Genomic DNA, 26,871 nt, shown 5'->3' with positions numbered 1-26,871 from the left:
AGTCTCACCAGATCCTTCAACGATACTGTCGAGGGCAGCCTCCTCAGGAAGGATCGACCATGTCCACTGCCACCGCACTACGGGCCCTCGCCCGCCCGCTCGACGACCCGGCGGGCCTGGGCCGTGCCCTCGACGCACTGCTCGACGCGAGGGCCGAACCGCCTGCCCTGCTCGGCCTCGGGGAGCCGACCCACGGCATCGCGGCGTTCCCGCTGCTGCGCAACGAGATCCTCGGCCACCTCGTCGAACGGGGTTACCGGTCGATCGTGCTGGAGACCGACTTCTTCGCCGCGTCGATCGTCGACGACTACGTGAGCGGTTCGGAGACGGAGATCGACACGGTGCTCGCCGCCGGGTTCAGCCACGGATTCGGCGCTGTGCCGGGCAATCGGGAACTCCTCGACCAGCTCCGCGACCACAACGCGGGCCGCGCGCCGCAGGACCGAATCCGCTGCTACGGCTTCGACGCGCCGCTGGAGTTCGCCGGTGCGCCGAGCCCGCGACATGCGCTCTTTTCGGTGGCCGACCACCTGCCCGCCGCGCTGCGGCCCGAACCGCTCGGCGACCTCGACGCGCTGCTCGGGGCGGACGAGGACTGGTCGAATCCGGCGGCCATGTTCGAGCCCTCGGCCTCCGTCGGAGACTCCGACCGGGCACGCGCCCTGCGCATCGTCGCCGACGACCTCGCCAGCACGCTGCGCCGGGCGGCACCGACCCTGCGGCCTGCCGACCCGGCGGGTTACGACCACGCCGTCGCGCACGCGCGCACCGCTCTGGGGCTGCTGCGCTATCACGCGGCGATGGCGCGCGACACGCCCGATCGCATCGTGACCCTGCTCAGCCTGCGCGCCGAGATGATGGCCGAGAACCTGTTGGCGATCCTCGCTCGGGAGCAGCGACGCGGGCCGAGCCTGGTGTTCGCGCACAACGTGCATCTCCGGCGGGCGCAGGCTCGGATGCCGGTCGACGGGCAGGAGGCGAGCTGGGACGGCGCCGGGGCGCTCGTCGCGCGCACCCTCGGCGAGCGCTACGTGTTCGTGGCGGCCGACGGCAGCCCGGCCTGCGATCCCGCCACCCTCCAGGGCGTGCTGGCCGGGGCGACCACCCGACGCGCCCTGTTCCCGGCACCGGAACTGCGCGCGGCGCTGCCCACGACGATCGGCGCGGACGCCCCGATCGTGCCCGGCCATCTCCCCCTCGCGCCCGCCGAGCTGGCCTGCGCCGATGCCGTCGTCTTCATCGCCGACACCGACGTGAGGCAGCAGCGCTACTGGTAGCCGCGACCGAGGCGGCGGCCACGCCCGCCACAGCCGGACGCGCACCGCGTCGAGCCGCCCCTGCCTTGCACCTCGGATGTGCTCGGCGCGGCCTCGGACAGGCAGCAGTCCGGCGGCGGCGGCGGGGGCGGTGCCGGCGTTCACCGGATGGGCGGTGCCGATCAGCAGTGGGGGCGTCTGCGGCAGGCCGGGGAGGGGCCGAGGACGAGTGCGGCGTGCTTGTCACGCAGGGGGCACGGCCGCCGAGCAGCAGGTCGCGGCGGCGCCCGGTTGTGGCGGGTGCGATGTCGGCACGGCGCCGGGGCGCCGGGGCGATACGGCGCCGGGGCGGGACGCACCCATGACGCGCCGGACCGCCTCACCGCGCTTCGAACGGCGGCGCCGTCAGCGAGAGCCCGAGCTGGGCTCGTTCCCGCACCCACCGCGTCGGCCGGTAGCGCGGATCGCCGGTGCTCGCCAGCAGCGCCTCCTGCAAGGCGAGCAGCCTGCCTGCACCGATGCGGTCGCCCCAGGCCAGCGGGCCGTGCGGATAGCCGAGCGCGGTGGTCACCGCCAGGTCGACGTCGCCCGGGGCGGCGAGGCCGCGTTCGGCGATGGAGGCGCCGACGCCGATGATCGAGGCGAGCAGACGTTGCGGGACCGAGCCTGCGGTGTCGCGCACCACCGACACCGCTCGTGGTTCGCCGCCCTCCCGGCCGCCCGCCAGCACGGCACGGGCGTCGGCGACCGCAGCCGGTGACACGGCGGGCGTCGCGGCGAGCACGACGCGCCGGGTGTCGAGCGAGAGCGGGCAGACGCCGACGGTCCGATCGACGGGCAGGCTCTGCTCGTGGACGGCGGCGGCGACGGTGGTCCCCCAGGTGGGGACGAGGATCACCGGACTCGCATCGCCCTCGATGTCCTCCTCGCCGAGCATCCCGCCCGCCGCGAGCACCGCCCGCCGCACGGCGTCCACATCGGACTGAACACCCTGCCCGGCGCCGACGACCCGCATCGCGCGGCCGGAATCGCCGGTGATCGGCGGTTCGGCGGCGGGCGGCGCCGCGTCGGGGGAGTGGTCGTAATAGCCCCGGCCGGTCTTCCGGCCGAGCAGGCCCGCTGCCACCCGGTTGGGCGTGAGGAACGACGGCCGCAGCCGATCGGAGTGCCGGAACCCCGTCCACACCGAGTCGATCACCGCAGCGGAGACGTCCAGGCCGGTCAGGTCGGTCAGCTCGAACGGGCCCATGCGCAGGCCCAGCACGTCGCGGGCGATGCGGTCGAGGTCGGGCACCTCGACCACCGACTCCTCCAGCAGTGCCAGTGCCTCGGTGATCAGCCCGCGGCCGGCGTGGTTCACCAGGAATCCGGGGGTGTCGGCGACGACGACCGCCCGGTGGCCGGTGGCGCGCACCAGGTCGAAGAGCAGCGCGGGGATCTCGGGCCGGGTCAGCCTGCCCGGCACGATCTCGACGATCCGCATCAGCGGCACGGGATTGAAGAAGTGCAGACCGGCCAACCGGGTCGGATCGGCCAGGGTGGCGGCGAGCTGCGTGACCGGGATCGAGGAGGTGTTCGTGGCGAAGACCGTCGAGGCGGGCAGCACCTCGGCCAGCCTGGTGAAGACCTCGGACTTGACGGCGAGATCCTCCCGGACGGCCTCGATGACCAGCTCCACGTCGCGGCCGGCCGCCCACGGCGAGTCCAGCGGGAACAGCCGGGACCGCGCCGCCGCAGCCTCGTCGGCGGTGAGCCTGCCCTTGTCCTCGGCCCGCCGCAGCATCGACTCGACGAACGCCACGGCCTCGTCGACCGACTCCGGCCGGGCGTCGGCCAGCTCGACGGTGTGTCCTGCGGTGACGGCCCACTGCGCGATGCCTCGGCCCATCACGCCTGCCCCGACGATCCTGATGTACACGGCGGTCTGATCCTCTCCGGCGGGCGATGGTGCTCGAAGGACACTCTGACGGGGGCGCGGGCTGCTGACCAGTCCGAGCCGGAATCCGCGGCGACGATGCCGCCGTTCCGGGTCGCTGGACAGGGTGTTCCAGGCGCTGTCGGACCCGACCCGACGCAGCATCGTCGAGCGGCTGCGGCGCGGGCCTGCGTCGGTCGGGGATCTCGCCCGGCCGTTCGAGCTGTCGCTGCCCGCCGTGATGCAGCATCTTCAGGTGCTCGTGGACAGCGGGCTGGTCAGCACCGAGAAGATCGGCCGCGTTCGCACCTGCCGCATCGAGGCCGCCGGCCTTCGGCTGGCGGAGGACTGGCTCGGGCAGCAGCGTACGGGGTGGGAACGTCGTCTCGATCGCCTCGACGAGAGCCTGCGCGACGAGGGCGACCATGCCACCGAGGGAGGCCAGCCATGACTGATCGATCGGTCATCCATGCCAGCTTCAGCATCGAGCGCGACTATCCGGTGTCGCCCGCTCGGGTGTTCGCCGCGTGGGCCGATCCGGCCGCAAAGGCGCGTTGGTTCGCAGGCGACGAGGCCGAGCACCATGAACTCGACTTCCGGCCCGGCGGGTCGGAGATCAACCGAGGCCGCCGGGCGGACGGTCCTCTGTTGACCTTCGAATCTCGCTATCACGACATCGTCGAGGGGGAGCGGATCGTCTACAGCTCCGTGCTGTCCGTCGAGGAGAACCCCGTGACGGCCTCCCTGACCACCGTGCAGTTCCGGCCCGAGGGCCGGGGGACCCGGCTGCTGCTCACCGAACAGGGCACCTTTCTGGACGGTCACGAGGACGCGGCCTGGCGCGAGGAGGGCACCGGAAGCTGGCTCGCCGCGCTGGCGGTGGAACTCGGAGTGCCCGCCGCGCGGTGACCGCGACGCGGACCGGTGCGGATGCGAACCGGCTGCGGCGGTACCGCAGCCCGTTTCCCTCGGCCAGTCGACTCGGCGTCATCGCGGATGGGCGGGCAGCGGGATCATGGATGGTCGAGTGCGGAGAACGGGCAGCCGCCACGGAGGATGACGGTCATTGGGGCTGCCCAGATCACGTGTGTCGGTTCTGTTCGATCCTTGGCCGACGCCGTAAGAGCCTGTCTTTAATCCCCACTTTCGGAGTTGCGCGGGGCCAGCGCGGCGATCTGCGGCGTTGTCGCCAGTCAACATCACTTTCGTTATGCCTCCTTCCTCCGCCTGGCAGCTCAGCCACGCTGACCCCCGCTCACGACTCCAGGGGGTCAACGACAGGCTCTAAGGCCCGTCAGGCGGCGCTCGCCGCGTAGACCGCCTCGACCAGGGCGGCGGTGCGCGGGTCCATGCCGGGCGGGCCGGGCACGAGGCGGGTGGTCGCGTAGCCGAAGGCCAGCCGCCGGTCCGGATCGGCGAACGCGGCCGTCCCGCCCGCACCGCCGTGTCCGAAGGCCCGGACGCCGTCCGGCGTCCCCATCGGCGGGGAGACCTCGAAGCCTCGGCCGAAGACCTGACTGATCGTCATGGCGGGGCTGGACAGGACCAGATCGGCGCCGTCGGTCTCCGGCCGGAGAACGTCGGCGATCGTGGCGGGCGTGAAGATGTCGAGCAGGAGGCGGTAGAGGCGCGACAGGCCGCGCCCGTTCGCGACCCCGCCCGAGGCGCCCAGTTCGGCGGCGCGGTAGCGGCGGTCGGCCGAGGCCTGCACGACGTCGTCCGGCACGGCGCCGCCGAGGGTGAACGCGTCGAGGTGGTGCGGGCCGAAGAAGGACGACAGGTCGATCGAGGCCGGGTCCGTTCCCGGCGGAAGCGGCGGCTCCTCGGCCACCACCCCGGCGACTCTCGGCTCCTCGTCCTGGGGAAGGCCGATCCAGAAGTCGGCGCCCGCGGGTCCGGCGAGCTCCTCGCGGAAGAACGTCCCCAGCGGGCGGCCGTCCACCCGGCGCACCAGCTCGCCGACCAGCCAGCCGAAGCTCTGCGCGTGGTATCCGTAGGCGGTGCCCGGCTCCCAGGCAGGCGTCTGCGCCGCCAGCGCGGCGGCCACGGTGTCCCACTCGGCGAGGTCGTCCATCGTCAGGCGCTCCCTCGGCGCGAGCACCCCCGCCTGATGGCTGAGGACCCAGCGGACCAGCGTCGACTCCTTGCCCCGGACGCCGTACGCGGGCCAGTAGTCGGCCACGCGGGCGTCGAGGTCGAGCAGGCCGCGCTGGACGAGGAGGTTCGCACAGGCGGCGGTGGCGCCCTTGGTGGCCGAGAAGACGACCTCGATCGCCGTCGCCGCGCCGCTCCACAGATCCACCACCGGTTCGCCTGCCACGTGGACGCACACCTGCGCGGTCTCCGGGCCGTCGGCCGACAGCGACTGCTCGAATACCTCGGCCACGCGTTCGTACCCGGCCGCGACGGTTCCCTCGACAGAAGACGTCATCGGACCACTCTGGCAGGCAGGGCCGATGATCGTGCCGCGACGCGGCGGGCGAACCACCTGATGGTGCCGGTGTCGCCTCGCCCGGCTGCCGCGTCGCCTCGGGAACGATGACTTTCAAGGCCGCCCCCGGCGGCCCCGGCAGGCCTCCCGGTGCGAGCACCGCCGGGCGGGTGCGGACGGCAGACCACCGCTGGAGGACCCGTGCTGCGGCCCGGTCCTCGGGCGGCGCCGTCGATCGCATCTCCCGGACCGGGCCCGGTCGTGCCGGACGAGCGGAAGGGGACGGACACCGTGACACAGGCGGAGATCATCATCGCGCCGGGACGGCAGGACATCATCATGACCCGCTTCTTCGACGCCCCGCCCGAGGCGGTGTTCCGGGGGGTCACCGATCCGACGCTCGTGCCCCGCTGGTGGAGCGGTGGTCGGTTCGCCACCGAGGTCGAGACGCTGGAGATCCGGCCCGGTGGACTCTGGCGTTACATCGTGCGTGACCCGGACAGCGCGGGCGAGTTCGTCTTCCGGGGTGTCTGCCACGCCGTCGACGCCCCGAGACGCCTGGTGCAGACCTGCGAGATGGAGGGGATGCCCGCAGCCGTGCAACTCGGCGTCTTCACCTTCGACGCTGCCGACGGCGGCACCGCCTACCGCGAGGTCTCGGTCTTCTCCTCCGTCGAGCAACGGGACGCCTGGGTGCAGCCCGGGATGGCGGAGACGATGAGCGCGGGCATGGACCTGCTCGCCGAGATCGCCCGCGAGGCCCGCTGAGCCCGAAGCGCGCGAGAAGGGCGGGCCTGCCCGGCGGACGTCGTCGGGCAGGCCCGGCCGGGAAGTCAGTCGAAGTCCGCCTTGCGGATCAGGCCGTGGACGCCGGTGGTGCGGTCCACCACCTGGGAGATCGCGAAGTCCGACGCCGCACTGAGATAGGCGTAGGCCACCGGGCCCGCCATGCCGAGATCCTCGGTGAGGAACTGCATCGCATGGCGGACGGCGGTGCGCATCGCGGCGTCGAGTCCGCCATCCGCGCCGCCCTCGGCGTCGCTGAGGCCGAGGGGAATCCAGTGCTCCGCCGTCTCCGCGAACGGGTACCCGAACGCGGCCTTCGGGGCCGGTCCGCCCGGCGACACGGCCGTCAGGCGCAGCGTCGCCCGCAGTGAACCCTCCATCGCGGTGAGCGCCACCTCGCCGTCGCCCTGCGCCATGTGCGGGTCGCCGGTGAAGAACATCCCGCCCGCCACCTGCACCGGGAGGTAGAGGGTGCTGCCGACGCCGAGCAGGCTGACGTCGATGTTGCCGCCCGCATCGGTCGGCGGCACCGAGTCGACGACGTCCCCGGTGTCCCGAGCCACCCCCATCACCCCGAGGAACGGACGCAGCGGGAACCGGGCAGACACCGGTCCGGGCAGCGCGCCGACCAGGCCCTTCCCTCGGCGCTCCGCGCGCACGAAGATGCTGATCTCGCCGCCCTGATTGAAATAGCGGCGCAGGGCAGGGTCGCCGACCCAGGCCTCCGGGTACTCGCCGGGCAGCGCGCCGCGACCATGGCGATTGGAGATCACCCCGTAGGGCACCCGCAGTCGCAGGTCCAGCACCTCCACCTTCAACACCTGGCCGGGTTCCGCGCCGCGCACGGCGACGGGTCCGGTGATCACGTGCGGCCCCGGACCGTCCTGCGGGGTCCGGCGGGCGATCTCCACCGCGTCCCGCAGCACCTCCCGCGACGACACACCGAACTCGCCGAAGTAGCCGCGCGGGTCCCGGCCCTGGTCCGCCAGGATGCCCTCGTGGGAGATGGTGTCCACCGTGACCACGGAACCGGAGTCGATCGTGGCGACCGGTGCGGTCGCGCGGTTGGGCAGTCGTCCCCAGAGGACGGAGTCCGCGTCGGCGGGGACGTAGGTGCCCTGGTGGCGTCCGCCGGGCTGGAGGATCGTCAGATCCGACCGGGCGGCGTCGGGCCCGGCGGGGTCGCCGGGCGTGGCGAGTGCCGCCGGGCTCGCCAGCGACGCACCCGCGCCCGCCGCCAGACCAGCGGTGGCCAGGAAGAAGGTCCGCCGTCCCAGGCCGTCGCGCAGTGTTCGGTCCGCCCGCGCACCCTCGATCCGCGACATGAGTACACCTGCCCTCTCGTCGACTTGCGACGGAGGTGCCCGCCGCGACGGCATGGCATCACTCGCTCGTGTCGACCGTGTTGCCGCCGGAAGACCTCCCGATGGCTTCTGCGCCGATCGGGAGACCTCCGGGTGCCGCACGGTGGGCTGGACCTGTTCTTCGGCGCGAATCGGCGCCTGACCCGCCCACGGTGCGACGGGATACCACGGGATGATCTCGCGACGGGCGGGGAAAATGTCCGTTGACTAGTGTCGAGGTGGCCGCCGCCTTCGGGGGAGGGCGATCGTGGGACGTTCCGAACTGCGCCATCCTTGTCTCCTCGGGAGGAATCGGATCGGTCCAGGTCGGCGCCGTCGACGATGTGCGGGCAGCAGCGGACAGACCGATGTGGAGAATGCCTGCTCGCCCGGTGGAGAACAGTGACCGGTGTTCTTCGTCGGACGCGGTTTCGCCGAAGACCGGCCATTCGGCGAACCCACGTTAACCGGGATGCGAACGAATCGGATCGTTCGTGCGCGGAGGTCCGCAATCGCGAAGAAGCCGTTCCTACCAAGGGGCCAGCGGCCGCGCGAATCCCTTCGATACTCGACCGGACCGGCGTGCTGTCCGGTGCGGCGCCCGGCCTACGCGACGCCGTGGGAAAGGCGCATCGGGAAGGGCCGTTCGGCGGTGCCTCACCGTCTTGTCGCGTTTTACGTTCGATTCCAACGAATCGGCCTGCCGTCGGGACGCGGGCCGAGGGCCGCTCTCGTCGAGAAGGAGACCAGCAGTGGGTCGAACGAGCACACGACGGCAGGCCGGACTGATCGCGGCGCTGTGCGCCGGGGTCATGATGGCGGCGAGCGCGGCGACGGCCTGGGCGGGGCCGACGACGGCCGCCCCGAGCCCGGCGAGCCCGCCGCCCGCCGAGACGTTGATCGTCGGGGGCGAGGACGCCGACCAGGTCTACTCGTTCATGGTCTCGCCGACGGCGGGCGGCAGCCCCTACTGCGGCGGCACGTTGATCGCGCCGACGTGGGTCGTCACCGCCGAGCACTGCCTCGGACCCATCGACGGGGTGCGGGTCGGCTCGCTGAGCAACACCAGCGGCGGCGAGACGGCGGCGGTCGTTCGCAAGATCCCCAATCCGCAGGCCGACATCGCGCTGTTGGAACTCGACCGGGCCGTCTCGGCCGCGCCGATCGCCCCCGCCACCTCCGCAGGCCCCGTGGGCACGCCGCTGCGGCTGCTGGGCTGGGGCGCGACCTGTTCCCCGGAGAGCTGCCCGCCGCCGCCCGTCCTCCAGCAGCTCGACACTTCCATCGTCGGCTTCAACGGGTACTACCTCAGAATCGACAATCCCGGCGGGAACAGCGGCGCCTGCTTCGGCGACTCGGGCGGACCCGCGATCCGTGCCGTGGGCGGCGGTTGGGAACTGGTCGGCGTGACCAGCAGCGGCCCCGGCGTGTGCGGCACCGCGCCCTCCAATTACACCGACGTCGCGCAGTTCCGCGACTGGATCGCGGGCCATGTCGGAGGCTGACTCCCGCCTGCCGACAGCCGTCGCCTTCGTCGGCGTGATTGCATGACCCGGTGCGACACGCGAACGGAGTCGACGGCTGTCGGATCGCCTTCCAGGTCCAGGGCGACGGGCCGCCGCTGGTCCTGCTGACCGGGCAGGCCAACAATCACCACTGGTGGGACGGCGTCCGAGACGACTTCCACACCGCCAGACAGACGATCACTTTGGACTACCGGGGAACCGGTGACAGCGACGCGCCCGACCACCGCTACAGCACCCAGGGCTTCGCCGAGGACGTGATCGCCGTGCTCGACGCGCTGGCGGTCGAGCGCGCCGACGTCTACGGCACCTCGATGGGCGGCCGGGTCGCCCAGTGGGTCGCGGCCCGGCATCCCGACCGGGTGCGACGGCTCGTCCTGGGCTGCACCTCGCCGGGCGGGGCGCACAGCCTCGAACGGGACGCGGCCGTCCACGCGGGCCTGACCGACCCCGACCCGGCGAAGGCCCGCCGTTTCCTGCTGGAGCTGATGTACACCCCGGCGTGGCTGGCGGCGCATCCCGGCCCGTACACGGTGCTCGGCGATCCGGACATGTCCGCGCGGGCGAAGAAGCGGCATTTCGTGGCCAGCGCCGATCATGACGCCTGGGACGCGCTGACCGAGATCGTCGCGCCGACGCTGGTCGTGCACGGGGATCAGGACGTCTTCAACCCGGCGGCCAACGCGCCGCTGCTCGCCGAGCGCATCCCGGGCGCCGAGCTGCGGATGATCGAGAGTGCTCGGCACGCCTACTTCGACGAGTTCCGGGCCGTGGCGAGCCCGCTGGTGCTCGAGTTCCTCCAGCGCTGAGGCGTGCGGGGGCGGCGTCGGGGGGGGGCTCGAACTCGGCCTGAGCGCACCGCCGCCGAGGGATCGGCGTGCTGGTCGACCTGTACCGCTGTCGGGGGACGGGGCGCGTCCTGCCAGTACCAAGGCGGGAGCGCCAAGGCGGCAACCGCCTACGCGAGGACACGGCCCTAGAAGACGCAGGTGCCCTCCGGGATGTTGCCCCAGGCCAGGTAGTCCACGCTGGCGACCATCGGAGACTCCCGCTTCAGTCGCGCCGACAACTCCTTGCCTCGCTCGATCCAGTCGCGCTCGGCCTCGGCCGTGGCGAAGCCGGACTTTCGATCGTCTATCGGGTTATAGGTGGCCTGGTATTCCGCGTCCCAGGCTTCGAGGTCTCGAACGAGGTCTGCATTGAGATCAAGGAATTCTGTGGCCTCCTCGACGTCGTGGTTGAGTGTGTCGTCCTCGTACCCGCTTTCGTAGTAGAAATAATTCTCCTGCCATCCTACGAGGATGGCGACGTCAACGGTCATCTCAGCTCACTTTCGATGCAGAGCACGGCGGATCTTCTGTTTACGGGAGACGGGGTTGGCGCCGTATATCTTCCCCTCTGACGTGGTGCTGATTGCGACTCGACGCCGCTCGCCGAGGTACTCCACCTCATATACCGGGCGGTCGGTTCCGCAGTGACCGACCACGGTACCGCGTCGGATGGCCGCGAAGAGCAGGTTCTCGATCTCCTCCCGCGGGATGTGCACCCCTTCGAAGTCTCGGACACGCTTCGGCAGGAGAATATGTCTCATCCCGGTCTTGTCGTTGCCGTTCTCGATCCAGGTGATCCGTCCGTCGTCGAGGCGTTCCGCTCGCACGACGTCGTCAGGATTGACCGCTGACCCTCGCCGTCGGAGTTCGGCGATTTCCTCGGCGTAGCGGATCTGCGGGTCGGTGTGCTCGTCGGCCGTCGGCGGCGGTCCAGTGGACGGCGGTGGTCGGGTGGTCGTGTCGTCGGTGGACGGTGCCACCAGCGGCGGCCCGCCGGCGTCGCCGATGCCGGGTCCGGCGAGGTGGTGGCAGTAGCCGTCGATGATCTCCTGTGCTCCGCCGAGGAGATCATGTGCGGTGCGGACGTCCTCGCCGGAGGCACGGGCCAGGTGGTTGATCTGTTCGACCTCGGGCTGTGTCGAGCCGAGGGTGGCGGCGGCGAACACGTCTGCGCCGTCGGTGATCGCGGCGTCGGCCGAGCGGGCGGCTTGGCGGGCTTGGGTGAGCAGGGCGTGTGCCTGGCGGAGCTGGGCGATCACCTCGGTGACCGACAATGCTCGACTCCTTACTGTTCGTGTTCGATGCATGGTGCCGCAGGGCGGTGTGGAGCGTGCGGACGCCCCCGCGCGCGAGCACGGGCAGCCACGCTGGATCGGCTCCGCCCCGCCGTGGCCCTCCCCGAGCGCACCGCAAGCGGTCTCCGGCTCGCCGTCACCGGCCGGTGATCTCCCGGCGGGACAGACCGAAGGAGAACGCGCCGAGCAGCAGCACTCCGGTGATCACGAAGATGCTCGTGGTGCCGAAACGCTCGACGACGAACCCGGACACCGCCACCGACACCGGGAACAGGCCGAGCCCGCAGAACAGCACCGCCGCCATCACCCGGCCCAGCAACGGGGCCGGCGTGCCGTGCTGGATCACGGTCACGATCATGACGTTGGTGACGGTGCTCGCCGCCCCCGCGACGAACAGCACCGCGAGCGCGCCGAACAGCCCGACGAAGGGCACCGCGAACACCGAGACGGCCAGCACCAGCCCCGAGATCATCGCCACCCGGCCGCGACGACGCAGGCCGGTGACGCCCGCCGCGAGCAGCCCGCCCGCCAGACAGCCGCCGGTGAAGGACGCCAGCAGCCCGCCGAGGCCGACGGCGCCCGCGCCGAGTTCCCCCTCCGCCAGGGACGGCAGCCCCACCCGGGACATGCCGCCCATGGTCAGATTCGCGGCGGCGGTCACCACCAGGACGTCGCGGAGCAGCCGCGACTCCCGCAGCAGCCCAAGGAATCCGCCGTCCGTCGAGGATCGCGCGGTGGCGGGGGCGGCGCCGCGCAGGGCGCTGCCGACGGCCGCGAGGAACGCCGCCGACACCGCGAAGGTCGCCGCGTCCACGGCCAGCGCCGAGGCCGGATCGAGCACCAGGACCACCAGCCCGGCGATGCCGGGACCGGCGAGCCCGGCCGCGAAGGTGGCGGTGCTGAGCAGCGCCATGCCCGACTGCAACTGCTCCGGCGGTAGCAGCCGAGGGGTGATCGCCCAGGCCGCGGGCTGGAACAGCCCGGCGAACAGGCCGGTCGCCGCCGCCAGCGCGCTGATGAGGCCGAAGCCGCCGACGTCCAGCGCGGCGATCACGGCCAGCGCCGCAGTCAGGGTCGTCCGCCCGAGATCCGACACCATCATGACGCGCCAGGCACCGAACCGGTCGGTGCACACCCCGCCCAGCGGCGTGGTGATCAGCCGGCAGAGCCCGTAGGCGGCGACGATGAGGCCCAGCTCGGCCGCGTCGCCGCCCCGTTGATACACCAGCCAGGGCAGCGCGACGAAGTGGAACGCGTTGCCGAACTCCGAGGCGGCCTGGGCGACGAACAGCAGGCGATAGCCCCGGACCCGCAGCGGCGCGACGCTCATCCGCAGCCGGAAGCCCCGGCGGGTGCCCTCCTGTTCGGCGACCGGCGGCTGCTCAGCCATGCAGGGCCGCCCGCAGCGTCTCCAGGCCCCGCAGCATGATCGTGTTCCGCCAGGTCAGCTCGCGCTCGTCGGCGGCGAGAGCCAGCTTGGGGAACCGGGTCAGCAGACCGGTCATCGCCACCTCGGCCTCCAGCTTGCCGAGGAAGGAGCCGAGACAGCGATGGATGCCGTGGCCGAACGCCAGGTGTCCCGCGTCCCCCCGGTTCAGGATCAGCCGGTCGGGCTCGGGGAAGCGCTCCGGATCGCGGTTGGCGCTGCCGAGGGAGAGGAGTACCAGCTCGTCCGGCGGGATGCGCACGCCGTCGACGTCGACCTCCTCGGTGGTGAAGCGCAGCGTCGCCATTCGCACCGGCGAGTCGAAGCGCAGGAACTCCTCCACGGCCGTGGGCATCTCGGCGGGGTTCGCTCGCAGCCAGGCCGCCTGATCGGGATTGCGCAACAGCGCCAGCGCCGCCGTGCTGATCAGGTTCACTGTGGTCTCATGGCCGCCGATGAGCAGCAGGAAGACCATCGACACGACCTCGGTGACGGTGAGTCGGTCCGCCTCGCTGGCGTGCAGCAGGTCGGTCAGCATGTCCTCGCCGGGCTCGACGCGCCGCCGGTCCAGCTGCTCGGTCAGGTACGCGGTCATCTCCGCCATGGCTCTGGCGAAGTCGCCGTCGGAGCCGTGGGTCAGGATCGCCGTCGACCACTCGCGATAGACGTAGCGGTCCTCGGTGGGGAAGCCGAGCAGCTCGCAGATGATCCCGATCGGCAGCGGGAACGCGAAGTCGTGCACCAGGTCCACCGTGTCGCGGTCGGCCAGGTCGTCGAGGATGCCGGTGGCGATGCGTTCGACGGTGGGGCGCATCGCCGCCTGCCTGCGCGGGGTGAAGGCGCCCTGGATGAGCCCGCGCAGCCGGGTGTGGTCGGGCGGGTCGCTGTTGAGCATGTGCACGACGTCTGTGCCGAGTTCGAGGCCTGCGACCCGGCTGTCGGCCAGCCGCTGCGCCCGCCGCACGTCCTGGCCGAAACGCCGATCGACCAGCGCGGCTCGCACGTCTCGGTAGCGCGGGATCAGCCACAGCGGCACGCCGCCCTCGCTGTTGAGGATCGACACCGGAGACGCCGCCCGCAGCCGGGCGAGCGTCGGATACGGGTCGGTGACGAACGAAGGCGTGGCCTGTTCCGTGCTCGACATGGGCCTCTTCTCCCGAATTCCTCGCTCGGCGGTGGCTCGGCTGCGGCGCTGCGGGCTCAGACGATCAACGGCGGGAACGGCCAGCGATGGACCCGCACGGGCAGCCACCACAGATGCCCGGCCTGCGCGGCGACCAGGCCCGCCTCGGACAGGTCACGCCGGACGTGGGCGGGCACCGCCGCGACGGGCGTCCCCTCGGCCATCGCCTCGATGGCGGTCAGCTGCTCGGGATCGTCGATGGTGAACATCTCCAGCGTGCCGAACCGGCGGTCGCGCACCTCGGTGAAGCCGGGGCCTCGGCGATACACGCACTTGCACGGGAAGAACGTCCGCCGCCAGTCCGTCGCGACCGACGCCGGGGCGCCCCGGACCGCCACGGGCGGGAAGAGGTGCGCCCAACGACGAGCGGCCGCGCACCCGTCGTCGCAGCTGGCCGTCCAGTCGACCGCGACACCCCGAGCGGTCAGCTCCCTGATCAGCACCAACGCCCGCGCGGACCGCGCGCGGGCACCCGCGCACAGCTCGATCGGCTCGGCGATCCGCACGGCGCGGACGCCGTCGGCGTCGAGACGGCGGGCCAGGTCCCGCCGGTCGCCCTCGATGCGCAGCCTGCCCAGGGCCATGCCCGGCACTGCGCGGGTCACGGGGGAGTAGTCCCGCCAGGACTCGATCTCGATGGTCGCGGCGGCCCAGTCGTCGGCCGCGCGCCCAACCTGCGCATCGGGAACGGCCTCGCCTGCCGCGCCCGACCGCCGATCCCGAGCGGCCGTCCGCTCAGTCGCCGACGAGGACATGCGACACCTCCTCGGCGGCGGCGGAATGCCGATGGTGCACCCGCATCAACACCTGATTCCGGGCCTCCACGGCGACCTGCACGAACATCCCCGCGTCGGTGAAGACGACGCCCAGCGCCGCCCACCGCGCCAGCACCTCGGCGACGACGTCGGCGCCGCCGTCCACCCGCTCGGCCAGCGTGCGCGCCGACCGAGGCTGGTCGAGCAGGCGGAACAGCCGCAGCTCTGTCGGATCGGCCAACTCCAGCACCGACCAGTCGTACCCGGCCCGCTCGCTGACCAGCACGATCCGATCGCCGAGGTCGACCCAGCTCAACCTGCTCACCGGGAACGCCCGCACCCACTCGTCCACCGCCGCCGACAGCTCGCCCGCCAGGTCCCGGCCGATGCCCCTCGGCGGCGCCGCGAACACGTACGCCAGGTCCGCCAGCTCGGCCTCGGGGAGCCGATAGATGTCGCGGTACTGCGGTGCGGGCGCCCGCTCGGCGAAGCCCAGCTCCGGTCGGTCGAAGTACGGGCTGAACCTCTCCAGGACGATGCGGGAGGTGCCGATCGGCGGGTCGAGATGATGCAGCATCGGCAGTTGGCGGATCACCGAGTGGTAGTCCTCGTCGGTCTCCTCGGGGAAGCCGTAGAGATAGTTCCAACTCGCCGTCACGCCCGCGCTCTGCGCGTCCCGCAACGCCCGCACGTTCTGGCAGCCGGTCACGCCCTTGTCCATCACCTTGAGGACATGGGTGCTGAGACTCTCGATGCCCGGCTGGACCTGCACGGCCCCCGAGTCGGCGAGCAGCTGGAACTGATGACGGCGCAGGTTGGACTTGACCTCGAAGTGCAGCCGCAGATCCACCTCGGTCTCGGTCAGCTCGCGGAGCACCGAGTCGAAATAACCCATGTCCAGGATGTTGTCCACGACGTAGAAGTCGAGCAGCTGGTGGCGGCGGGCCAGCCCGAGCACCTCGGCGAGGAACGCCTGCGGCGGCTTGCTGCGGAACTCCATGAACGAGCCGTTGAGCCCGCAGAACGTGCAGTGGTGCTTCTCGCCCCACCAACAGCCTCGGGAGCCCTCGACCACGAGCTTGGGCTCCACCCAGCCCGCCGCCCGCGAGTCCTCGATCCGATCGAAGAACCCGTCGTAGGTGGGTGGCAGGATCGCCGAGGGCGGCAGCGGATGCCGCGAGATCGGGTTGGCCTGGGAGACGAGCGAGCCCTCCCGCCAGCACAGGCCGGGCACCGAGGACAGGTCGATCTCGTCGGCCGCGAGCGCGCGCAGCAGCAGCGGAAACGCCGCCTCGCCCTCGCCGCGCACCACGAAGTCGAGGAACGGGAAGTTGCGGTGCAGCGCGGCGCCCTGCGCGCCGTCGCAGTTCGCGCCGCCGAGCACCAGGCGAACCCCGGGCAGGAGCCTGCGCAGGGCCCGCGCCGCGGCGAGACTCGCGGTGTTCTGCTGGAAGGTGCTGGTGAAGCCGACGAGATCGGGTCGCAGCCTCGCGATGTCGGCCGCCAGCCACTCGATGAACTCCGGGGCGAGCGTGTGCAGCGCGCGGGTGGTGGCGATCTCGGCCTGGCTCGCGCCGCTGTCGGTGAGGAACCGCAGATAGTCGGCGGCGCCGCCCTCCCGGATCTCGCCGTCGTAGAGGGCGCTGGAGAACACCCAGTCGCCCGCGCCCTGAAAATACGATTCCTCGGAGTAGTACTGGTACTGAGTCACGCCGAATTCGGCGCGATCGACGACCCAGTCCACGAAGTCGAGATTGGCGTACCGCACCTCGACGTCATGCCCGTCTCGTTCTGCGGCGGTGCGCATGATGCCCAACGCGAGGGAGGGCACGTCGATCGCGCCCCAGGGCATGTGCACCAGGACTATTCGCATGGTCGCCTCGCCTCGGTTCTCGATGGTCGATCCGGTGCCTGCTCTGGTGATCCCGGCGCGGTTGCGGACAACGGTCGTCGCCGAGTCCACCGGGTCCGGTCGGTTCGCCGCTGAAGCTGCCGGGGTGGTCCGCCGCTGTGTCTTCTGAGTGGCCCGCCGTCGTATCTTCTGGGCGGCTCGCCGCGGGGTCGTCTGGGCGGCCCGCCGCCGCAGCGCCGTTCTAGGGCGGATGTGTGACGACCGCCCCGGAACGACGCGCGTCGAGCGGGAGCGGTCACTTCTCGGCGGCGGGCGTGGTGCTGGTGCCGGTGCTGCCGGGCGGCGTGGACTGGGCGGCGGGAACCGCCGTGTCCATGTTCACGGCGAAGTTGACCACCACCGCGCCGCGATCGCGCTCTGGCGTGTTGATCGGGTCGTTTCGCACACTGCGTCTCTTCATGACGTACACCTCCTCTCTGCTGCTCGACTCGGTCAAGGACTCGATCGGTCCCCGCTGTCCTCGGGGAGCGACGGAACTCGGGGGGTGAGCACCTCGGTGGCGAACCGGAGCATCGTGGCCATCACGGAGGCGTGGTCGGCGGAGTCGCGGCTGTGATGACCGCCGCCGACCCACACCAGTTCGTGCGGGACTCGACGTCGCCGCAGGGCCGTCGCGTAGCGCTCCACCTGCTCGGCGGGGCACTTCTCGTCGGTGGGCGAGGACACCAGCAGCACCGAGCCGCGCACCTGGTTCACATAGGTCATCGGCGAGGCCGCCCGATAGCGCTCCGGGAACTCCTCGGGGGTGCCGCCGAACAGCTCCTCGTCGACCTCGCGCAGCGCGGGCGTGGTGCCCTGGTGCGCGGCCGGATAGTCGGCCACCGGAAACGCGGCCATGGCCACCGCCCATTCCGATGGCTGCACGCCCATCGCCAACAGCGCGAGGTAGGCGCCCCACGAATACCCGGCCAACCCGATGCGGTCGGGATCGGCGACGCCGAGTTCGATCACGTGCGCCCGCGCCGCCGCCAGGTCGTCGAGTTGGGCCAGCCCGACGCGATGGCCGAAGTCGCGCCGCCAGGCCGGTCCGTACCCGGTCGAGCCCCGATAGTTGGTGCGCACCACCGCGAACCCGGCCTCGGTGAAGACCCGCACCCTGGGGTCGTGGCAGTCGCGGTCGTGGGTGGCCGGGCCGCCGTGCACCAGGAACACGGTCGGCCACGGGCCTGCTCCGGTCGGGGTGGCGAGGAAGCTGTGAATCGAGCCGGTCCAGATCTCCCGTTGCCGGCCGGCAGGTTCCGGGACCGTCGCCGGACTGTCCGGATCGGACACGAGCAGGCGCGGGGCCAGGTCGGTGCGGCTCCACAGATAGTGCAGTCGTCCGTCCGGCGAGCTGGTCAGATCGAGGATGGTGCCCTCGGGGGTGGGGACCGGGCGGATCTTCCTCGTGTCCAGGTCCACCGTGCAGACCGTGCTCCGGCCCGCCCGGTCCTGCTGCACGAGCACCGTGCGGGGACCATGCCAGCGGGCGGTGATCTCGGTGTCGAAGGTGAGCCAGTCGTGACGACGGACGCCCGTGTCGGGCTGCCAGGTCGCGACCGTGTAGCCCGCTACCGATTCGACGGCCAGCAGCAGTTCCGGCTCGACGTCGGGATTCGGCTGGAACTCCAGCGGCCACAACGCGCGGCCGCGCTCGCCCGGCAGCTGGACCAGCGCCTCCGGCGTGCGCAGACACACGGCGTTCGGTCCGTCCGGCCGCCCCGCCATCGCCAGCGTTCCGCCCGACGGCGTCATGTCGACCAGCCCCAGGAAGCCGGTGGCGGCGATCGCCAGCCGGGCCTGCCTGCCGGGGACGCCCAGGTAACACTGGGACTGCTCGCCGTTGCCGATGGTCACCGCGCTGGTGGCGCCCGTATGGTCGAAGGCGATGCCGTACATCCGCCCCTCGGGCACGTCCGACATCGCGGGCGTCGTCCGCCCGCCGCCGAACGGCTGCCGCAGCCACCGGCCGACGCCGCGTTCCGCCGCGTCGAACCACCACAGATGGCTGCCGTCGGGCTCGATCTCGCACAGGTCGACGCCCTGCGGGGCGGCGGTGACGATGCGATGCCGATCGGAACGCACGTCCCAGGCCACGGCCTGCGGTCTGCCGTCGACCTCCCGGATCTGTGCGGCGCGACCGGAGTCGTGCGCGGCGAATGCGGGAACCCCGATCACGGGCGAACTGCGATGGGAAAGCCGCGCCCATCCGACGGTATTCACGGAAGTGCGCTTCGACGTCTTTCGCGGCCCGGCAATGAACATCCGATCACCTTCTGGTCGGATCGACGAGATCATTACACCAGCACGGATCAGCGCCACGTTGCAACGGCGTGAATACGATTTCCCCAGTCGTATCAGAACTCTGATCTCCTGGAAAACCTAAGTCGACGCAGTGGTCTCCACCAACGGTCGAGGGCTGATTCCACCTGATCGGCCTAGCCGCGCCGACGCCTCGCGAATGGCGTCCGGCGCGGCCGTGTCGGCGCCGGCCGCGCCGGGATCAGCCCGTTGTCGGTGGACGGCGAATGACGAATCGTGGATTGTGTTCGATATTTTCCCGCCGGTCGCCTGCGGCCGCTAGGAGTCGACAGTGGACGGCGGAAGCCGGATTATCGGGCCTGCTGACCTCCTCGCCCCGCGTCGTCGCCGAAGACGGTCTCGCCGTGGCAGGCCGGAATACGGTGCGGAAACGGACCTCGCGCCTGCTGTCGGAGGAGACGCCGACCACCGCCGCCGGTGCGGGGCTCGCTCGGCGGGTCGAGGCCTGCACGACCCGACCCTAGGGGCGATCTCGCGATCGGCCGGACCTCGTCGGCGAAGGTGAGCGCACAGTCTCTCGGCGTCCGACACCTGGTGCAGGCGCTGCGGGCGACTCGGGACCGCCAGACCGCGACCTGAGCAGGGTGTCGTCGCCTACGACACTCGGGATCGGGGACAGCACCGGTCGGCGCCTGCGACCCCGGCGGCGGGCGTGGCGTCGTCACTCCGGCCACGTCCGCCCGGCACACCGGGGGAGGCCGTCGTGGCGGCGGCGAAGGCGGGAACACCGGGCGGTGTCCGCGCAGGCAGCCGGGCCGCCGAGGCCGACGGCCGAGGATCGAACACCCCGCCCGCGAAGCCCGACGCCGGTCGCTCGTCCTGCCCGCCGTCGCCCCGTCTGTCATCGTCATGATCAGGTCGCCCCGCTCGACCCCGGGCGGGGCCTGCCTGCTGACGACGCAGACCGGAAGGGACGTCCCGATGACCATTCCCGAGCTGACCGCCGCCTCCGGCGCACCACTGCCTGCCGTGGGTTTCGGCACCTATCGCCTGAACGGCGCGGCAGGCGTCGACACGATCGCCGCCGCGATCCGGCACGGGTATCGGCTCATCGACTCGGCGGTGAACTACGAGAACGAAGGCGCGGTCGGAGCGGCGGCCCGCAGCGCAGGCGTCCCCCGGGACGAGCTGATCATCACCTCGAAACTGCCGGGCAGGCATCACGCCGCCGAGAAGGCCAAGACCACGATCGAGGAGAGTGTGTTCCGCACCGGCCTCGACCACCTCGATCTCTACCTCATCCACTGGCCGAACCCCCGCGAGGACCGCTTTGTGGAGGCCTGGGGGGCGCTCATCGACGCGCGGCGCCGAGGGCTGGTGCGGCACATCGGCGTCAGCAACTTCCTGCCAGAGCACATCGAGCGGCTGAAGACGGAGACGGGAGTGGCCCCGGTCGTCAACCAGATCGAACTGCACCCCTACTTCCCGCAGCAGGACGCGCTGGCCTACCACCGCGATCAGGACATCCGCACCGAGGCATGGAGTCCGATCGGCAGGGGAAACGACCTCCTGGGGAATCCGACCATCACCGGCATCGCCGAGGCGCACCAGGTGACCCCGGGTCAGGTGGTGCTCGCCTGGCACGTGGCGGTCGGGGCGATCCCGCTGCCGAAGGCGGCCGCACCGCAACGTCAACGCGAGAATCTCGACATCGCCGGAGTGGGCCTCACCGAGGACGAGATCGCCGCGATCACGGGGCTGGGCCGTCCCGACGGCAGGCTGGCCGATCAGGACCCGGCCGTCTACCAGGAGTTCTGAAGAACGCGGGAGTGCTCGGACCGCAGGTCGGCCGTGGAGCCTCCGGCGGACCTGCGATAGCCGCAGACCGGGTCGCGTCGCTCACGGATACGGCCACCGTGGCCTGCGGCTGCTGATCGCAGCGAGACACGCCTGCCTCGGCGGGTTCCGATCCCGGGTCTGCCGGGCACTCCCCCTCTGCACGGTGCAGACCGAGGGCGGGCTGCCCGGAGGCAGGCGGGAACCGGCCGTTCGCCGCCCGAGAGCCGTCGAAACACGCAGGAGGGAACTGAAGATGCCGACCATCGCGGACCGCGTCGTCGAGATCATGCACGAATCGGGGGTCGAGCGGGTCTACGGACTCGCAGGCGACTCGCTGAACGGACTCACCGACGCGATCAGACGGGCGGGCACCCTCTCCTGGCAGCCCGTGCGGCACGAGGAGGCGGCGGCCTTCGCCGCAGCAGGCGAGGCGGCGGTCACCGGGGAGCTCGCGGTGTGCGCGGGCAGCTGCGGACCGGGCAACCTGCACCTGATCAACGGTCTCTTCGACGCCAACCGCAGCCGCGTCCCGGTGCTCGCCATCGCCGCACAGATCCCGGCGGCCGAGATCGGGAGCAACTACTTCCAGGAGACGCACCCGCAGGACCTGTTCCGCGAATGCAGCGTCTACACCGAGCTGGTCAGCGGCGTCGATCAGCTTCCCCGGCTGCTGGAGATCGCCATGCGGACGGCCGTCGAACGACACGGCGTCGCCGTGCTGGTGATCCCCGGCGAGGTCTTCCTCCGGAACGCCCCCGATCGACGCAGCTCGGCACCCATCCGGGCCGTTCCAAGGATCACGCGCCCGACCGATCGCGAGCTGCACGCCGCCGCCGAGGTGCTGAACGCCGCCCGCAAGGTCACCATCCTGGCCGGCGCGGGCGTGCAGGGCGCCCACCCGGAGCTGCTGGCCATCGCGAAACGGCTCCAGGCCCCGATCGTGCACGCGCTGCGCGGCAAGGAGTTCATCGAGTACGACAACCCCTATGACGTCGGAATGACCGGACTGCTCGGCTTCAGCTCCGGCTACAAGGCCATGGAGAACTGCGACACCCTGCTCATGCTCGGCACCGACTTCCCCTACCAGCAGTTCTTCCCACCGCAGGCGAAGATCGTGCAGGTCGACATCCGAGGTGAGCAGCTGGGCCGCCGCACCCCGATCGACGTCGGGCTCGTCGGCAACATCCGAGACACGGTCGACGGTCTGCTGCCCCTGCTCGCCGACGGACGCAGCTCACGACACCTGGACTCCTCGCTGGCGGACTACGCGAAGGCGCGCAGGGAACTCGACGCGCTCGCCGACAACGACCGCAACCGCACCCCGATCCACCCGCAGTACGTCGCGAGGCTCGTCAGCGAACTCGCCTCGGAAGACGCCGTGGTCATCCCGGATGTCGGGTCGCCCGTCGTTTGGGCCTGCCGCTATCTGAAGATGAACGGCTCCCGCAGGCTGATCGGCTCGTTCGCGCACGGGACGATGGCTGCGGCGGTGCCCCTGGCGATCGGCGTGCAGTCGGCGTTCCCCCGACGACAGGTCATCGCGCTGGCCGGGGACGGCGGGCTGGCCATGCTGCTCGGCGAACTGCTGACGATCCGTCAGCATCGGCTGCCGGTGAAGATCGTCCTCTTCAACAACTCCTCGCTGAACTTCGTCGAGCTGGAGATGAAGGCGGCCGGGCTGGTGAACTTCGGCACCGAGCTGGAGCAGACGGACTTCGCCGCCCTCGCCACGGCGCTCGGCATCCACGGGCAGCGGGTCGAGCAGCCCGACGACGTGGCGGACGCCCTGCGGACCGCCTTCGCGCATGACGGGCCCGCGTTGGTCGACCTGGTCACCGCGCGCCAGGAGATCTCGGTCCCGCCCGCGATCACGGCGGCCCAGGTCAAGGGCTTCACCCTCTACGCGCTGCGCACGATCATGTCGGGACGCGGGGACGAACTCGTCGACCTGGCGGGCACGAACGTGTTCCGGCGGCTGTTCGACTGATTCGGCGGCCGGCAGCCGAGCGGACTGCGGTCCGGCGACCTACCGGTTCGCTCGCCCTCGGGGGCGGCGGGTCGGTGCAGGCGGGGCGGGTCGCCCGAGCCCGGTCCGGCCGGACCGGGCCGCCTCGCCGATCGCGCCCGAGGCGTCGGGCCACGCGTGCCCGGCTCGACGGCACCTCGCGCCGCGACGTCCGCCAGAGCCGAGGCGCAACCCGTCGTCAGGACCCGTAGGCAGGCTCAAGCCAGGTCGGGCACGCCCCACGCTGCCCGCACGCGCTCCGGCGTGAGCACCGCCTCGGGCAGGCCTTCCGCGACAAGCCGTCCGTCGCGGAGCAGCAGACAGTGGTCGGCACGCCTGGCGACGTCGAGATCGTGGGTGACCCGGAGCACCGTCACTCCGTCTCGACACGCCTGCGCCAGCGCGTCCTCGATACGGGTCTGCGCCGCGAGGTCCAGGCCCGCGCCCGGCTCGTCGAGCAGGAGCAGCTCCGCCTCCTGCGCCAGGCCCTGCGCGACGAGCGCGCGTTGCCGCTGCCCCCCGGACAGCGCGCCCAGCTGCCGCTCGGCGAGGTCCCGGATGTCCAGCCTGGCGAGGCAGTCCGCGACGACCGCGTGATCCCGCGCCGTCAGCCTCCGCCACGGACCACGGTGTGCCCAGCGCCCCATCTCGACCGTGCCCCGCACGGTGATGGGCAGGGCATCGGAGACGTCGCTGCGCTGCACCACGTAGGCCGGGCGACGTGAACCGGTCCGCCGAAGGGTCCCGGACGTCGGCGGCAGCGTCCCGGCGATCACGTTGAGTAACGACGACTTGCCTGCCCCGTTCGCGCCGACCACGGCCGTGACCTGCGATCGCGGTACTCGGGCGGTGACGTCGACGAGGACCCGGCGGCTGCCGTAGCTCGCGGAGACGTCGCGCATGGTGACCTCAGACACTGAATCGAACAACCTTCCACTGGTGTCGACAATGAGAATCGTTGTCACTATAGAGTCCCCGGCGTGGACTGGTTGCTGCTTCCCTTCGAGGTGTCCTTCGTGCAGCGCGCGCTGGCGGCGGGCGTCCTCGTCTCGCTGATCTGTGCGCTCGCGGGCACCTGGGTGGTGCTGCGTGGGATGGCCTTCCTGGGCGACGCGATGTCGCACGGGATGCTCCCCGGCGTCGCGCTCGCCTCGCTGTTGGGCGGCAACCTGCTCATCGGCGCCGCGCTCAGCGCGGGCCTCATGGCGTTCGGGGTCACGGCGCTCGGGCGGTCCCGCAGGCTCTCGCAGGACACCACCATCGGACTGCTCTTCGTGGGAATGCTCGCGGCCGGCGTGATCATCGTGTCGCATTCCCAGTCCTTCGCGGTCGACCTGACCGGCTTCCTGTTCGGCGACGTCCTCGGGGTGCGCGAGGGTGATCTCCTCGGCCTGCTGGTCGCCCTGGCGATCACCGTCGTCGTCTCGTGGCTGGGGTACCGCTCCTTCGTCGCGCTGACCTTCGATCGGCGCAAGGCGCACACCCTCGGCCTGCGGCCCGGCCTCGCGGACGGCCTGCTGCTGGGCCTCGTGACCCTGGCGATCGTCGCCTCGTTCCACGTGGTCGGGACGCTGCTCGTCTTCGGTCTGCTCATCGCCCCTGCGGCGACCGCCACGCTCTGGGCCAGGCGAATCCCGATGATCATGCTCGGCGCGGCGCTGCTCGGCAGCGCGTCGACCGCGATCGGGCTGCTCGTCTCCTGGCACTGGGGCACGGCGGCAGGCGCGACCATCGCCGCCGTCGCCGTCGCACTGTTCTTCGTCTCGGCGCTCGCCGTCCGCCTCCTCCGGCGCGGCCGCCCGGACCCCTCGCTGCCCACCGTCCGCCACGACGACGAGATCGAGTACGCATCGTGAAATCGAGAATCAACCGGGTCATCGGCCGGGCCGCAGCCCTGGTCGCCTCGGCCGCCCTCATCGCCTCCTGCGGCGGCGGCCCGGCCGACGACGTCACCACCGCCACCGACGCAGCCGAGGAGGAGGTCCCGCACGGCTACGTCGAAGGCGCGGAGGAGACGGCCGAGGCCCAGTCCCGCCTGATCGTCGCCGACGAGGAGACCGGCGCGGTCCGCGTCGTCGACCTCATCACCGAGGAGGTGTTCGACGTCGGCCGCGTCGAGGGCGTGCGCGGCATCCTCGGCGACGGCCGATTCGGCTATCTGACCGGCGAGGAGTCCGTCCACGTGGTGGACGGCGGCTCCTGGATGGTCGACCACGGCGACCACGTGCACTACTACCGCGCCGAGGCGCGCGACGTCGGCCCGATCGCAGGCGAGGAGCCGACGAACGTGTCCAGCGATCCGGTCGTCTCGGCCGTCTCGTTCGCCGACGGCACCGCCGAGCTGCTCGACCGGGCCCGGCTCGACGAGGGTGCCGTCGACCGGCTCGAGACGATCACCGGCGAGCCCCACTCCGCCGCGACGGTGGCCTACCGAGAACACCTCCTGACCTCGAAGGCCGAGGCGGGCTCCGGCGTCGCCGACGGCGTCGAGGTTCGCAGCCGCGACGGCGAGCCGGTCGCCAGGATCGAGGAGCCCTGCCCGGACCTCCGGGGGCAGGCGACGACCCGCCGGGGCGTGGTCTTCGGCTGCGCGGACGGCGCGCTGCTGGTGACGGAGGACGACGGCGCCTTCGCAGGGGAGAAGATCCCGTATCCCCAGTCGGAGTCGGCGGCCGAGCGGGCCGTCGAGTTCCACCATCGGCCCCTGAGCACGACGCTCGTGGGGGCGGCTGGCGACGAGGGCGTGTGGGTCCTGGACGTCACGGAGCGGGAGTGGCGTCACCTGGCGACCGGCCCGGTCGTCGCGGTGAACGCGGTCGGCGAGGGCGCTCCGGTGCTGACGCTGACCAACGACGGCGTCCTGCACGCGCTCGACCCGGAGACGGGGGAGGAGACCGCCCAGAGCGCGCTGCTGTCGGCCGAGGCCGCAACGGCCGAGCCCGCTCCCGTGATCCAGGTCGACACCACACGTGCTTACGTCAATGACCCGTCCGCAGGCGAGATTCACGAGATCGACTATGGCGACGACCTACGGCTCGCCAGGACCTTCGCCGTCGACGGCAGGGCCGACCACATGGTGGAGACCGGACGATGACCGACATCCGTGCAGGCCGGGTATCAACCCGACGCTGGTTCCACACCGCACTGACCGCCTCCCTCGCCTTCGTCCTGCTGCTCGCCACCGCCTGTGCCGGCGCGGACCGCCCCCGCGCGGCGATCGTGGTGACCACGAACATCCTCGGCGACGTCACCAGGAACATCGTCGGCGACGAGGCCGAGGTGACCGTGCTGATGAAGCCGGATGCCGACCCGCACTCCTTCGGGATCTCCGCCCAGCAGGCCGCCGAGATCGAGCAGGCAGGGCTGGTCGTCTACAACGGGCTCGGCCTGGAGGAGGGTGTGCTGCGCAACGTCGAGGCGGCCGAGGAGGCGAGCGTCCCGACGCTGGCGGTCGGCGAGCAGGCCGACCCGCTGAACTACACCTCGGACGAGTCGGCCGGTCAGCCCGACCCGCATTTCTGGACGGACCCGCGTCGCGTCGGCGATGCCGTCGAGACGATCGCCGACGCGGTGATCGCGCACGTCGACGGCGTGGACGAGGCGGCCGTCCGGCAGAACGCCGAGAACTACCGTGCCGAGATCGACGAACTCGACGCGGCGATGAACGCGGCCTTCGAGCGCATTCCGGCCGAGGACCGCAAACTGGTGACGAATCACCACGTCTTCGGTTATCTGGCCGAACGGTTCGATTTCGAGGTGGTCGGTGCGGTGATTCCCAGCGGCACCACCCTGGCCTCGCCCAGTGCCTCGGATCTGGCGTCGCTCGCCGACACGATCCACGCCGCAGGCGTTCCCGCGATCTTCGCGGACTCCTCGCAACCGGACCGCCTGGCCCAGGTCCTCGCTGATCAGGCGGGAGTCGACGTCGCGGTCATCCCGTTGTTCTCCGAGTCCCTGAGTGCCGTCGACCAGGGCGCGGCCACCTATCTGGAGATGATGCGCAGCAATACCGAGGCCATCAGCGACGGTCTGCTCGGCGAGTACTGAGGACCGCGAATCCGACCTGAATGATCACCCGCGATCAGCGAGATGCCTGTGATGTCTCGCTGATCAATCGAGAAGAACAGAAGG

General features: G+C 71.5%; 23 protein-coding genes. 11 read left to right on the top strand and 12 right to left on the bottom strand.

Annotation, left to right across the window (positions count from 1 at the left end):
- Positions 1-59 precede the first annotated feature (59 nt).
- Entirely contained in the window at positions 60-1,277 is a 1,218-nt protein-coding gene (locus UA75_RS20260) for an erythromycin esterase family protein (RefSeq protein WP_075741597.1), read from the top strand.
- Positions 1,278-1,635: 358 nt separating this feature from the next.
- Here the strand turns inward: UA75_RS20260 and UA75_RS20255 are convergent, their stop codons facing one another.
- Positions 1,636-3,174 (bottom strand): 3-hydroxyacyl-CoA dehydrogenase NAD-binding domain-containing protein, encoded by a 1,539-nt coding sequence (locus UA75_RS20255; protein ID WP_075744011.1) that lies wholly within the window; start codon positions 3,172-3,174, stop codon positions 1,636-1,638.
- Positions 3,175-3,289: 115 nt separating this feature from the next.
- On the opposite strand from UA75_RS20255, the gene UA75_RS20250 reads away from it, so the two are divergent.
- Positions 3,290-3,622 (top strand): ArsR/SmtB family transcription factor, encoded by a 333-nt coding sequence (locus tag UA75_RS20250; protein ID WP_075741596.1) that lies wholly within the window; start codon positions 3,290-3,292, stop codon positions 3,620-3,622.
- The gene (locus tag UA75_RS20245) at positions 3,619-4,080 is read left to right on the top strand and encodes an SRPBCC family protein (RefSeq protein ID WP_075741595.1); all 462 of its coding nucleotides are present in this window, start codon (positions 3,619-3,621) and stop codon (positions 4,078-4,080) included. The genes UA75_RS20250 and UA75_RS20245 overlap by 4 nt, the downstream gene beginning before the upstream one ends.
- Before the next feature lie 385 nt (positions 4,081-4,465).
- Here UA75_RS20245 and UA75_RS20240 read toward each other — a convergent pair whose 3' ends face one another.
- Positions 4,466-5,602: a serine hydrolase domain-containing protein gene (locus tag UA75_RS20240; RefSeq protein ID WP_075741594.1), complete on the bottom strand. Its 1,137-nt coding sequence runs from the start codon at positions 5,600-5,602 to the stop codon at positions 4,466-4,468.
- Positions 5,603-5,893: 291 nt separating this feature from the next.
- On the opposite strand from UA75_RS20240, the gene UA75_RS20235 reads away from it, so the two are divergent.
- Positions 5,894-6,370: an SRPBCC domain-containing protein gene (locus UA75_RS20235; protein ID WP_075744010.1), complete on the top strand. Its 477-nt coding sequence runs from the start codon at positions 5,894-5,896 to the stop codon at positions 6,368-6,370.
- A 65-nt stretch (positions 6,371-6,435) separates the two neighbouring features.
- Here UA75_RS20235 and UA75_RS20230 read toward each other — a convergent pair whose 3' ends face one another.
- Positions 6,436-7,713, bottom strand: coding sequence for an acetamidase/formamidase family protein (locus UA75_RS20230; protein ID WP_075741593.1), 1,278 nt, complete (start codon positions 7,711-7,713; stop codon positions 6,436-6,438).
- Between the two features lie 770 nt (positions 7,714-8,483).
- On the opposite strand from UA75_RS20230, the gene UA75_RS20225 reads away from it, so the two are divergent.
- A complete protein-coding gene (locus tag UA75_RS20225) occupies positions 8,484-9,236 on the top strand; it encodes a S1 family peptidase (protein ID WP_232237342.1) in 753 nt (250 codons plus the stop codon).
- Positions 9,237-9,286: 50 nt separating this feature from the next.
- Positions 9,287-10,063, top strand: coding sequence for an alpha/beta fold hydrolase (locus UA75_RS20220; protein ID WP_083683375.1), 777 nt, complete (start codon positions 9,287-9,289; stop codon positions 10,061-10,063).
- A 167-nt stretch (positions 10,064-10,230) separates the two neighbouring features.
- Here UA75_RS20220 and UA75_RS20215 read toward each other — a convergent pair whose 3' ends face one another.
- From UA75_RS20215 to UA75_RS20180, 8 genes are all read right to left on the bottom strand, one after another.
- Positions 10,231-10,575: a hypothetical protein gene (locus UA75_RS20215; protein WP_075741591.1), complete on the bottom strand. Its 345-nt coding sequence runs from the start codon at positions 10,573-10,575 to the stop codon at positions 10,231-10,233.
- Positions 10,576-10,581: 6 nt separating this feature from the next.
- Positions 10,582-11,358 carry a hypothetical protein gene (locus UA75_RS32030; RefSeq protein ID WP_083683374.1) on the bottom strand — a complete coding sequence of 259 codons (777 nt, stop codon included), beginning with the start codon at positions 11,356-11,358 and terminating at the stop codon, positions 10,582-10,584.
- A gap of 157 nt (positions 11,359-11,515) precedes the next feature.
- On the bottom strand, positions 11,516-12,769 hold the full coding sequence (locus UA75_RS20205; RefSeq protein WP_075741590.1) for an MFS transporter: 1,254 nt from the start codon (positions 12,767-12,769) through the stop codon (positions 11,516-11,518).
- A complete protein-coding gene (locus UA75_RS20200) occupies positions 12,762-13,949 on the bottom strand; it encodes a cytochrome P450 family protein (protein WP_075741589.1) in 1,188 nt (395 codons plus the stop codon). Before UA75_RS20200 ends, UA75_RS20205 begins: the two co-directional genes overlap by 8 nt.
- A gap of 56 nt (positions 13,950-14,005) precedes the next feature.
- Complete coding sequence (locus UA75_RS20195; RefSeq protein ID WP_198044186.1) at positions 14,006-14,743, bottom strand: DUF5825 family protein; 738 nt, start codon at positions 14,741-14,743, stop codon at positions 14,006-14,008.
- Positions 14,724-16,706, bottom strand: a complete 1,983-nt coding sequence (locus UA75_RS20190) for a RiPP maturation radical SAM C-methyltransferase (protein WP_198042788.1) — start codon at positions 16,704-16,706, stop codon at positions 14,724-14,726. The genes UA75_RS20195 and UA75_RS20190 overlap by 20 nt, the downstream gene beginning before the upstream one ends.
- Before the next feature lie 184 nt (positions 16,707-16,890).
- Positions 16,891-17,055 carry a hypothetical protein gene (locus UA75_RS20185; protein WP_157434310.1) on the bottom strand — a complete coding sequence of 55 codons (165 nt, stop codon included), beginning with the start codon at positions 17,053-17,055 and terminating at the stop codon, positions 16,891-16,893.
- 32 nt (positions 17,056-17,087) lie between these two features.
- Positions 17,088-18,812: an alpha/beta hydrolase family protein gene (locus UA75_RS20180; protein WP_075741587.1), complete on the bottom strand. Its 1,725-nt coding sequence runs from the start codon at positions 18,810-18,812 to the stop codon at positions 17,088-17,090.
- A gap of 1,065 nt (positions 18,813-19,877) precedes the next feature.
- Here UA75_RS20180 and UA75_RS20175 point away from each other — a divergent pair.
- Both UA75_RS20175 and poxB read left to right on the top strand, forming a co-directional pair.
- A complete protein-coding gene (locus UA75_RS20175) occupies positions 19,878-20,714 on the top strand; it encodes an aldo/keto reductase (RefSeq protein WP_075744005.1) in 837 nt (278 codons plus the stop codon).
- A 274-nt stretch (positions 20,715-20,988) separates the two neighbouring features.
- Positions 20,989-22,722, top strand: a complete 1,734-nt coding sequence (gene poxB / locus UA75_RS20170; protein ID WP_075741586.1) for a ubiquinone-dependent pyruvate dehydrogenase — start codon at positions 20,989-20,991, stop codon at positions 22,720-22,722.
- 236 nt (positions 22,723-22,958) lie between these two features.
- Here the strand turns inward: poxB and aztA are convergent, their stop codons facing one another.
- A complete protein-coding gene (gene aztA / locus UA75_RS20165) occupies positions 22,959-23,657 on the bottom strand; it encodes a zinc ABC transporter ATP-binding protein AztA (RefSeq protein ID WP_404799946.1) in 699 nt (232 codons plus the stop codon).
- A 63-nt stretch (positions 23,658-23,720) separates the two neighbouring features.
- Here aztA and aztB point away from each other — a divergent pair, with 63 nt between their 5' ends.
- The 3 genes from aztB to aztC are packed head-to-tail and all read left to right on the top strand — an operon-like array spanning position 23,721 to position 26,787.
- On the top strand, positions 23,721-24,596 hold the full coding sequence (gene aztB / locus UA75_RS20160) for a zinc ABC transporter permease AztB (protein WP_075741585.1): 876 nt from the start codon (positions 23,721-23,723) through the stop codon (positions 24,594-24,596).
- The gene (locus tag UA75_RS20155) at positions 24,593-25,834 is read left to right on the top strand and encodes a hypothetical protein (RefSeq protein ID WP_232237341.1); all 1,242 of its coding nucleotides are present in this window, start codon (positions 24,593-24,595) and stop codon (positions 25,832-25,834) included. The genes aztB and UA75_RS20155 overlap by 4 nt, the downstream gene beginning before the upstream one ends.
- On the top strand, positions 25,831-26,787 hold the full coding sequence (gene aztC / locus UA75_RS20150) for a zinc ABC transporter substrate-binding protein AztC (protein WP_075741584.1): 957 nt from the start codon (positions 25,831-25,833) through the stop codon (positions 26,785-26,787). The genes UA75_RS20155 and aztC overlap by 4 nt, the downstream gene beginning before the upstream one ends.
- Positions 26,788-26,871 lie beyond the last annotated feature (84 nt).

The organism is Actinoalloteichus sp. GBA129-24, assembly GCF_001941645.1.
GTDB lineage: Bacteria > Actinomycetota > Actinomycetes > Mycobacteriales > Pseudonocardiaceae > Actinoalloteichus_A > Actinoalloteichus_A fjordicus.
The sequence above is the reverse complement of the archived record's forward strand: the minus strand, read 5'-3'. Positions and strand labels throughout refer to the sequence as shown.

Bases quoted from the DNA above. Each gene is read 5' to 3' on its own strand.
- UA75_RS20260 (WP_075741597.1), top strand. From the start codon at position 60: ATGTCCACTGCCACCGCACTACGGGCCCTCGCCCGCCCGCTCGACGAC.
- UA75_RS20245 (WP_075741595.1), top strand. From the start codon at position 3,619: ATGACTGATCGATCGGTCATCCATGCCAGCTTCAGCATCGAGCGCGAC.
- UA75_RS20240 (WP_075741594.1), bottom strand. From the start codon at position 5,602: ATGACGTCTTCTGTCGAGGGAACCGTCGCGGCCGGGTACGAACGCGTG.
- UA75_RS20230 (WP_075741593.1), bottom strand. From the start codon at position 7,713: ATGTCGCGGATCGAGGGTGCGCGGGCGGACCGAACACTGCGCGACGGC.
- UA75_RS20215 (WP_075741591.1), bottom strand. From the start codon at position 10,575: ATGACCGTTGACGTCGCCATCCTCGTAGGATGGCAGGAGAATTATTTC.
- UA75_RS20205 (WP_075741590.1), bottom strand. From the start codon at position 12,769: ATGGCTGAGCAGCCGCCGGTCGCCGAACAGGAGGGCACCCGCCGGGGC.
- UA75_RS20200 (WP_075741589.1), bottom strand. From the start codon at position 13,949: ATGTCGAGCACGGAACAGGCCACGCCTTCGTTCGTCACCGACCCGTAT.
- UA75_RS20195 (WP_198044186.1), bottom strand. From the start codon at position 14,743: ATGTCCTCGTCGGCGACTGAGCGGACGGCCGCTCGGGATCGGCGGTCG.
- UA75_RS20185 (WP_157434310.1), bottom strand. From the start codon at position 17,055: ATGAAGAGACGCAGTGTGCGAAACGACCCGATCAACACGCCAGAGCGC.
- UA75_RS20175 (WP_075744005.1), top strand. From the start codon at position 19,878: ATGACCATTCCCGAGCTGACCGCCGCCTCCGGCGCACCACTGCCTGCC.
- poxB (WP_075741586.1), top strand. From the start codon at position 20,989: ATGCCGACCATCGCGGACCGCGTCGTCGAGATCATGCACGAATCGGGG.
- aztC (WP_075741584.1), top strand. From the start codon at position 25,831: ATGACCGACATCCGTGCAGGCCGGGTATCAACCCGACGCTGGTTCCAC.